Origin of the sequence: uncultured Paraglaciecola sp. (assembly GCF_913058035.1) — a bacterium.
Taxonomy (GTDB): domain Bacteria; phylum Pseudomonadota; class Gammaproteobacteria; order Enterobacterales; family Alteromonadaceae; genus Paraglaciecola.
The window spans coordinates 1-6,387 of the sequence record NZ_CAJXPA010000207.1; the positions used below are offsets into that span (position 1 = coordinate 1).

At 39.2% G+C, this 6,387-nt stretch carries 6 protein-coding genes and 1 pseudogene; 4 read left to right on the top strand and 3 right to left on the bottom strand.

The window, feature by feature from the left end; genetic code table 11:
- Positions 1-74 precede the first annotated feature (74 nt).
- The 3 genes from QZ562_RS18445 to rsmI all read right to left on the bottom strand — a co-directional run bounded on the left by QZ562_RS18445 (position 75) and on the right by rsmI (position 3,120).
- On the bottom strand, positions 75-761 hold the full coding sequence (locus QZ562_RS18445; RefSeq protein WP_293763481.1) for a 2OG-Fe(II) oxygenase: 687 nt from the start codon (positions 759-761) through the stop codon (positions 75-77).
- A gap of 298 nt (positions 762-1,059) precedes the next feature.
- On the bottom strand, positions 1,060-1,581 hold the full coding sequence (locus QZ562_RS18450) for a hypothetical protein (protein ID WP_293763482.1): 522 nt from the start codon (positions 1,579-1,581) through the stop codon (positions 1,060-1,062).
- Between the two features lie 699 nt (positions 1,582-2,280).
- Entirely contained in the window at positions 2,281-3,120 is an 840-nt protein-coding gene (gene rsmI, locus QZ562_RS18455; RefSeq protein ID WP_293763483.1) for a 16S rRNA (cytidine(1402)-2'-O)-methyltransferase, read from the bottom strand.
- 136 nt (positions 3,121-3,256) lie between these two features.
- Here rsmI and QZ562_RS18460 point away from each other — a divergent pair, with 136 nt between their 5' ends.
- The 4 genes and pseudogenes from QZ562_RS18460 to QZ562_RS21360 form a co-directional block, all read left to right on the top strand.
- A complete protein-coding gene (locus tag QZ562_RS18460; RefSeq protein ID WP_293763484.1) occupies positions 3,257-5,230 on the top strand; it encodes a penicillin-binding protein activator in 1,974 nt (657 codons plus the stop codon).
- On the top strand, positions 5,217-5,591 hold the full coding sequence (locus tag QZ562_RS18465) for a YraN family protein (protein ID WP_293763485.1): 375 nt from the start codon (positions 5,217-5,219) through the stop codon (positions 5,589-5,591). Before QZ562_RS18460 ends, QZ562_RS18465 begins: the two co-directional genes overlap by 14 nt.
- 42 nt (positions 5,592-5,633) lie before the next feature.
- Complete coding sequence (locus QZ562_RS18470) at positions 5,634-6,227, top strand: phosphoheptose isomerase (RefSeq protein ID WP_293763486.1); 594 nt, start codon at positions 5,634-5,636, stop codon at positions 6,225-6,227.
- A 3-nt stretch (positions 6,228-6,230) separates the two neighbouring features.
- Positions 6,231-6,387: pseudogene (locus QZ562_RS21360) on the top strand (BON domain-containing protein); the annotation flags it as partial.

Below are 6,387 nucleotides of genomic sequence, written 5' to 3' on the forward strand. Positions count from 1 at the left end.
CTGTATGGTCTCTAGTAGACGTCGCCGAGGTCATTCTAATGTTCGGGATAGTTTTTGATACTGCTATATCGTTGTCATGTATAGTCTTTGTTGTTTTTGGGTGTACGGCAACTTCCGATATCTATACTGTCCTCTTCGTCGGCCGCGTCTGATGTGTATACGAGACAGCTGTTAAGGTCTTCATGAGGGAAGGTATCACTTAGAAAAATCACACAGCTATTAAATAACGGTGGCACAATTAGTAAAGGTGATACTTGTTTATCAGCATACAAAAGTAACTCTCCACCATCATTTTTAACCCAGTCTGGGTTCAAATAAAATACGGTACTCAACACCCTGTTACTTTTTGCTCCTGACTTATCCCCTTTAAAGGTATCCAAATGACGCTGATAAAAGTCACCTTTCGCATAGCGTGAGTAATGACATTCAAAATCAAATAACCCCAAAAATAGTCGCCGATTCAAGCCTATTCTTAATTGCTCCATCCAGTCTAAATATATCTGCTGAGTAGCAGAATTGCCCTCTAACCACAAAGTTGAGTCCGATCTTACTTTTGAATTGAATTGCTGAGTCTCATTGCGACCAATATTTGCTGGCTTAAACTCAGTTGAAGCTAGACGTTTTGCCTCATACATCAACTGATCAGCATGTATCTTGGGTAAAAAATGCAGCAATTGACAGAATCCTTGTTGCACTAAAGCACCAGCAATATCGTCAATAAGCTGTTCTTCGATGTATGTTTTTTCAATAAAATCTGTCATATCAATACCAGCTGAACTTATACTATTATTTTAACAAACACTTCCCAATAATCGCCAGCATTAACCCACAAAACATACAACCAACTAGCTTCAATGAAGCGTATCAAATCTGATGAATATTCTTTAAAACGCCATCTTTGCGATACGCATAAACAGCTAGCACAACCTTGATTAACCAGACACTCTGTAGCTGCCAAGAGTCGATAACAAATAGAGTGTTAGCGTAAGTGCTAGTGCTAGTGCTAGGTAGATGAAAATTGAGGAACTAGAAACTAATTAGCCTTTTTTTTCGATTAGTTTACACATTACATAGATGCTGAGTTGTCACAAACGTATTTTGGATAAGCGCAGCATCACTACTAGCACGGTGACGCGGCTCTTTCATTTGTCGAAATAGTCTATCTTTGGTTGAATGCCATCGTAACATTTGTGTTTCGTTTAAAATCATCTCCAAAGAACTGACATGAAACTGCATCACTATTTTAGCTGCGTTAAAAAGTTTAATTAGCCAAGTGTCATCCACGACCCATCCATCAGAATATATTATCTGCCCCATCAAAAACGTATTGAGTTGCAAACAAACCTCCTGCACAGGTAAACCTCTTTGAGCCAGTAACTGCCGACTAATACCATGCAGTGATTCAGCTTGTGAATCCCAATGTGTCCAATCACTTTGAGGCTTAATTAAACTACAAAACTTTTTACCTGACTGGTCAATGACACCCACTTCAATGGGATAACTTAACGATCCAAAACCACTGGCTTCAACATCAATAATAGTAGGGGTAAAAACGTTAGCTTGACCTCTTAGATTATTCACAACATACCCGTTTTTAGTTAATGATTAAGAAATGGAAATCGATTCTAAATAAACACAATTGAAAAATATAACTCAAAAAAATTTGGGCAACAGGAGCTCATCATAGCATCTTCCACCTCATCCAAAATAATGTTCGTATTAGCCTGGAGGATAATTAGTAACAAAATCACTTTTTGTTAACTACAGAGGTCAAAATAACTATAATTGGTGTTGCCTGACTCGCCACACATCAGTTTAGTTCGAACACTTATAGTCATAGTCATTCTTCCATTTTTAATTCCCGATATTTTAATATTGCGATACCGTCAACTACCGTATGTCCTTTTACGATAACGCCTATGCCAATTCAACGTTGCAGTAGGCTGAAAAAACACTGCTGGTTGACATAAGGGCTGAATCAGTAGTGATCATTAGGTCTTGTGCTGGCTTTTGATGATCAATAATAATTGTGAAACTAGCTTACGCTTGCAAAGTTGTGTTCTAAGGCAACCTTTGCCTTTTAATCGTTTATCTAAAAAATTAAGCCGTCTTTCTTTATCCAGCGCTTGTTTTGACGCTTGCACTTGCTAAGCAGGCTCACTCGACTCATTGTAAATGTTAAAATAGTACTTCTTTGGTTATTCTCAGACTAACCCGATGCAGTGATATCATAGACCTACATGTAAAACGTCCAAATTGGTAATGTTTTGCATTGTAATATCATAGTTGTAGTTCTAAACCCAGTCGATATAGCTGATTTTTCTTTAAGCCATATTGCTCAGCAGTCACAGCAGCCGCTTTTTTAAGAGGTAATTCTCTAATTAACAATTTAAGTAAATTTAGTGCGTCAGCTGAAACATCGGTTTGATCCTGTTTTTGACCCGCAATCAATAATACAAATTCACCTCTTTGATGATTTGCATCAGCTTCAAGCCAAGTCAAGCATGCTTGTGCACTGCCTGAGTAAAACGTTTCAAATGTCTTTGTGAGCTCTTTTGCCACAACCATTTGTCGGTCTTCACCTAACTCAGCTACAATTTGTTTGACGGTGCCTGCTACTCTGCGGGGAGACTCATAAAAAACACTGGTACTGGTTTCGGTTAATAAACGTTGCAAAGCCTGCTGCTTAGCCACAGCTTTGACAGGTAAAAACCCTTCAAACTTGAATCTGTCAGTGGCTAAACCAGCAGCACATAAAGCGGTAATAACCGCACACGGTCCTGGTAAAGGCACAACTTTTACACCAGCCTCTCTGCATTGACTGACCAGACCATAGCCCGGATCGCTTATGAGCGGTGTACCCGCATCAGAAATCAAGGCGATATTTTCACCTAGTTTAAGTTTTTCGATAAGCTGTTTAGCCCGCTGTGATTCATTATGGTCATGTAACGAGGTTAATCGCGTCGAAATGTCGTAATGTTGTAACAAGCGCTGACTATGCCTAGTATCTTCTGCTGCGATCAAATCGACTTCAGCTAATATGCGCAGAGCCCTGTGTGTGATGTCTTCCAGGTTGCCAATAGGCGTGGCGACGATAAATAACGTGCCTGATTCAATCAATTGAAATTCTCCAAATTAAAGCGATAACCTACGTTTTGCTAAGTATAAATTTTATCTATGAACCTATTCACAAAGCATTAGATATTTATATTCGTTACTATAAACTATTAAGTACTTTCTTCTAAGGGTATCAGCGATGAGTTTTCGAACGTTTGTTATATTTTGTATCGCTATTTTATGTTTGCTTTCCTGTACAAGCAACCCTAACCGGCAAGGTCAACATACCACCGTAAAAGTAAACAAAGTCACAGAAGTGACAGAAGTGACGAAGGATAGTCATTATTACCTAAACCAGGCCAAACAAAACTATGATGCATATCGACGTAATGACTTCTTAATACAAGCCGCAGAAGCCCTAAAATTCGAACAAAAGTGTAATAAAAGCATTAAAATGCTTAAGGTGTTAAAGCCTGAGTTACAAGACAATCGACATTACACACATGCAAGCATAATTTTAGCTGAATGTTATTTAATTTTGTCTGACAAAACATTAGAAAAAGTCGAAAATATACTCTTTAATATCTCCAACACTTATGGCTATCAAGGACGGATAGCCTTATTGAAAACAAAAATACATGTCAACAAAAAGCAATGGCTAACAGCGGCAAAAGTGCTACAAGGCACTGATCTTGAAGCACTTGAAAAAAGCAAAATTACTTGGCGGTGGATCAGTAAACTAGATTTAATTGAGTTGGAAAAGGCGCGACTATCAGAGCCTGAGCTGCAACCTTGGCTTCAGCTTGCCATCATCATCAAACGTTTTGCATTAGAGCCGAAGTTGTTTAACCAACAGCTAATCGATTGGCAAAGTAGGCATCTAGAACACCCACTGGTAAACAATATACCTGCAGAAATTGAAAAGTCGTTACTACAATCACCAATTCAGGCAAAACGTATTGCAGTATTATTGCCCTTAACGGGCAGACTTGCGAATCAGGGTGTAGCAATAAAAGAGGGTATTCTAGCAGCTTACCTTGAAAGCACACAAAGCACAGAACCAAGCCAAAACAACTTCTTCGATGACAGCGGATTACTCGACTACGCAACTCAGAACAACCCCCAGGAATATCGTGAGATCCGTTTTTTTGATTCTGCATTAAAAACGTCGCAACAAATAAACTTATTAGTAGCTGATTTTGATGTAATTTTGGGTCCTTTGGTAAAACAAAAAATTACTGAATTGACTGCGGTTTTGCCCAAAGACAAGATAATTTTAGCGTTAAACAGAGTGCAATTGGGAACCGAAACATCACCTCGTTTAAGAGATGAATTAGATACAACATTGCCAACAACAGGTGTTGTAAATATGTTAGAAGAGTCAAACTTACCTTCTCCTGAACATTATTATTTTTCGTTAGCACCGGAAGATGAAGCACAACAACTTGCATCGCATATGCAACAAAAACAATTGATTAGACCCATTATTTTTGCAGCAGATAACCCTACAACCCAAAGAATGGCACAAACGTTTATTGCCAATTGGCAAAAGACACCTAATGCCACTGTGCCAGACTTAATCATATTTACCGACAACAAAGATATGCGTATTCGTGTGTCAGAAATGTTGGATGTTGCACAAAGCAAACAGCGTATTAGACAAATGGAGATACTATCTGATGTTGAAGTATTTGGAGTAGAAAGAAATCGTCGAGATATTGATGCGATAGTGTTGTTTGCCAACCCTGAGCAAACGCAGTTGCTGAATCCTATTATCGAAGCTAGCCTTAGCCCTTTTGCTCGAAAATCACTTTCAGTATTTGCATCTTCGCGTAGCTATAGTTCAGATTTAAATAACAATAACCTTAGAGATTTACGTAACCTCACATTTACAGATATGCCATGGATGTTACCCGATCATAATTGGCAGAACCTTGCCAAGCAGACAACACAACTTTGGCCACAAAAACAAGGCACCTTAATGAGGTTGTTCGCTATGGGTTTCGACGCTTATAACTTGCTACCAAATTTGCGTCGATTAAAAACACTTCCCCAACTCACTAGCAGTGGACTCACCGGTAGTCTCAATGTTGACGAACATGGAGTTTTACACAGACGTTTGCCTTGGGCTAAAGTTGTACAAGACCGAGTAAAGTTACTTGCAATGGATTAAACAGGCACTCTCTCCTTTAATTGGCAGAGAAGCAGAAAACTTAGCTAGAACCTTCTTAGAACAGCAAGGTCTCATATTTATTATGCAAAATTATCGATGTCGCACAGGTGAAATAGACTTAATCATGCAAGACACAGAAGAACTGGTGTTTGTAGAAGTAAAATTCCGTAGTAAGAATCAATACGGTTCTGCAATAGAGTTTTTCCATGCGAGTAAAAAGCGTAAGTTTGAATCTGCTGTAATGCACTATATGCAGGAGCGAGGTTTTAACCCCAGTGTTGTCCCACATAGAATCGACTTGGTGGGCATTGAGGGAAAAAGTCGGCAACAACAAAATATCAATTGGTTAAAAAGTGTTTAATCGTAAGCTGCTAGGAGCAGCAATTAATTTATTAGGAGTGTTATGTTAGAAAACATTAAGGCAAACTTTACTGAAAGTATTCAAATCAAAATTGCCTCAATTGAGTTGTTACCTGAGCCCATTTCTAACGCCACATGTATGATGGTTAATGCCTTAATAAACGGCAACAAAATATTATGTTGTGGAAATGGTGGTTCGGCTGTGAGTGCCCAGCACTTTTCATCTTTGTTGTTGAACAAATTTGAACGTGAAAGGCCTAGTCTGCCAGCTTTAGCACTCACTGCAGATGGGGCAACGTTATCATCAATAGCTAACGATTTTACGTTTGATGAGGTGTATTCAAAACAAGTTAGTGCATTAGGTCAAGCGGGTGATATCTTATTTGTCATATCCACCAGCGGTAATTCACACAACATCATCAAAGCGATGGAGGCGGCGCTTAGTCGCGACATGACAATTGTGGCATTAACCGGTATGGATGGAGGCAAAATGGCAGGATTTCTAAGCCAACATGACGTGGAAATTCGTGTTCCTTCGAATCGCACCTCACGAATACAAGAGGTACATTATTTAGTGGTACACAGCCTTTGCGAGGGGATAGACAACTGTCTATTCCCTGAAATTTTTCAGGAGTAATACATGCTTAGATCAAATACTTTCTACTTACCGTTAATACTCTCAGCGACATTGTTGTTACAAGGCTGTGCCGGGTTGATCATAGGCGCAGGCATGGGTGCTGTATCCGTCGCCCATGACAGACGCACAATAGGCACGCAGGTCGATGATACTACAACAG

Coding starts and splice junctions, on each gene's coding strand:
- QZ562_RS18445 (WP_293763481.1), bottom strand. CDS start 761: ATGACAGATTTTATTGAAAAAACATACATCGAAGAACAGCTTATTGAC.
- QZ562_RS18460 (WP_293763484.1), top strand. CDS start 3,257: ATGAGTTTTCGAACGTTTGTTATATTTTGTATCGCTATTTTATGTTTG.
- QZ562_RS18470 (WP_293763486.1), top strand. CDS start 5,634: ATGTTAGAAAACATTAAGGCAAACTTTACTGAAAGTATTCAAATCAAA.